At 75.4% G+C, this 2,202-nt stretch carries 1 protein-coding gene; it reads right to left on the bottom strand.

Translation table 11 applies throughout. The annotated features are described in order from the left end of the window. Window positions 1-258: 258 nt before the first annotated feature. Window positions 259-1,797, bottom strand: coding sequence for a dolichyl-phosphate-mannose--protein mannosyltransferase (locus BJF79_RS37985; RefSeq protein WP_143220759.1), 1,539 nt, complete (start codon window positions 1,795-1,797; stop codon window positions 259-261). Between the last annotated feature and the right edge of the window lie 405 nt (window positions 1,798-2,202).

Below are 2,202 nucleotides of genomic sequence, written 5' to 3'. Positions count from 1 at the left end.
GTCACCGTCGCGCGGCCGGGCCCGGACGGGTGTCCCGGCCGTCCCGCCCGCCGGGAACTCCGCGCGGACGCGGACGTCCACGACCTGCGACGTCCCGTCCGGGAGCGCGCACGCGTAGCGGAGCGCCGCGTCCGCCGCCTGCGCCCGCGCGGCGCGCGCCGCCACCGGTCGCCAGCGCGGCCGCCGCGACCACCGTCGCGGCCGCCAGCGCGGCCGTCCCGCGAACCCGGATCGTCAACTGCGGTCACCTCGCATCGGTCAGCTCCACCCGGGGAGCCACAGGCGCGCCTGCCGCGCGGGCTCGGGGAGCGGTTCGGCCGTCAGGATCGGGTGCAGGAAGTACAGGTTCGCCGCCACGACCAGCAGGTACACGACGCCGACGGCGCGCGCGGTGACGGGCAGGGCCGCGTGGACGCGCCGCGCGAGCAGGACGAGCGCCAGCACGGCGAACGGGAGCATCGGCAGCGTGTACGTGGAGTACATCGTGCGGTCGTCGAGCGCGGCGGGGAACCACGGCAGCCAGCACGCCAGGTAGCCGCCGACGACGGCCGCCGCCCACCGGCCCCGGACGAACGCGGCGACGGCGACCAGCGCGGCGAGCGACGCCCACCAGATCGCGGGCGTCCCGACGTGCGCGATCTCGGCGGCGCAGTCCGCGGCGCCGCATTCGCCCCCGCTCGACCGGAACATCACCGCCGGACGCCCGAGCCACGGCCACTCCCACGGCCACGACTGCGCGGGGTTCGGCTCGGTGACGTTCGCGTGGAAGTCGAGGTTCATCGCGTGGTAGTGCCACAGCGACCGGATCGGGTCGAGGAACGACGGCCACACCTCGCTCGGGTGGTGGGCGGCCCAGTCCCGCTGGAACCCGGCGACCCGCCGCCCGAAGACCGCCCGCTGCAGGCCCGTCCCGGACGCGAACCACCCCCACCAGCTCGCCAGGTAGACCGCGCCCGCGACCACCCAGAACTGGACGAACGACAGCGGAGCGTCGAGCTTCGCCGTCGTCCGCCACGGACGGTCCGCGCCCGCGTCCGCGCGGGCCTTCCGGTCCCACAGCAGGACCAGCACCCACAGGAACGCGACCGCGTAGACGGCGGACCACTTCGTCGCGCACGCGAGGCCGAAGCAGATCCCGGCGGCGAACCGCCACCGCCGTCCGAGGAACCGCGCGGCGCCGCCGGCGAGGGCGGCGCGCGTCCGGTCGCGGTCGGCGACCAGGCACGCGAACCCGGCGACGAGCCACAGCAGCAGGAACACGTCGAGCATCGCGAGCCGGCTCGACACGAGCCACGAACCGTCCAGCGCGAGGAGCAGGCCCGCCGCGCAGCCGAGGACGGTCGACCCGGTCATCCGGCGCGCGGTGCGGGCGAGGACCAGCACGGTCAGGACGCCCGCGAGCGCGGCCGCCGCCCGGAACCCGAACGGGCCGGGGCCGAACAGCGCGATGCCCGCCGCGATGAGCCACTTGCCGAGCGGCGGGTGCGCCGCCCACTCCGGGCCGTTCGACAGCCCCGACTCCGGGTGTCCCGCGAGGAACATCCCGTTCGCCGGGTTCCCCTCCCGGTCGGCGTTCCAGCCGTGCTCGACGCCGAAGTGCAGCAGCGACCACGCGTCCTTGGCGTAGTACGTCTCGTCCCAGACGAGCGCGTGCGGTTCACCGAGCCGGTGGAACACCAGCGCCCCGGCGGCGGCCGCGACGAGCAGCGGGCCGAGCCACGCCCAGGGGAGACCGCGGCCCCGCGGCGGTTCGCCCGCCGCGGGTTCGGTCTCCTCCAGCGCTGCCGAGGCGGTCACGTCGCCCACCTTTCGCCGTGTTCCCGGCCGGGGCGCGACCCGGCCGGGAATTGACGACCGTAACGAGCAGCGAACCACCGGATAAATCGAGTTCACGACGAAGAAAACCGCCGCGTTCCACCTTCAAGTGATGACCTCGGCGCCTTTCCCGGGAAATTGTCGCCGGACGACAACTTCCGCGTGGGTGTCGTCAGGTACACCCCCGGGACGGGGGCTGGGGCCAGTGCGGGCAGGGGGGCGCGCCGGAAGAGTCGATCATGTCGAACCGATCGGCTCAGGAGGCCACATGTTCCGCATCCGCCGCGCCGCGCTGCGACCGCCGTCGCCGCGACCGTCGCCGCGACCGCGCCACGGCCGTCGCCGTCCCCGCCGCCCAGGCGCCCCGCCCCACGACCGCCACGGGCA

Source organism: Actinomadura sp. CNU-125 (genome assembly GCF_001942465.1).
GTDB lineage: Bacteria > Actinomycetota > Actinomycetes > Streptosporangiales > Streptosporangiaceae > Spirillospora.
The sequence above is the reverse complement of the archived record's forward strand: the minus strand, read 5'-3'. Positions and strand labels throughout refer to the sequence as shown.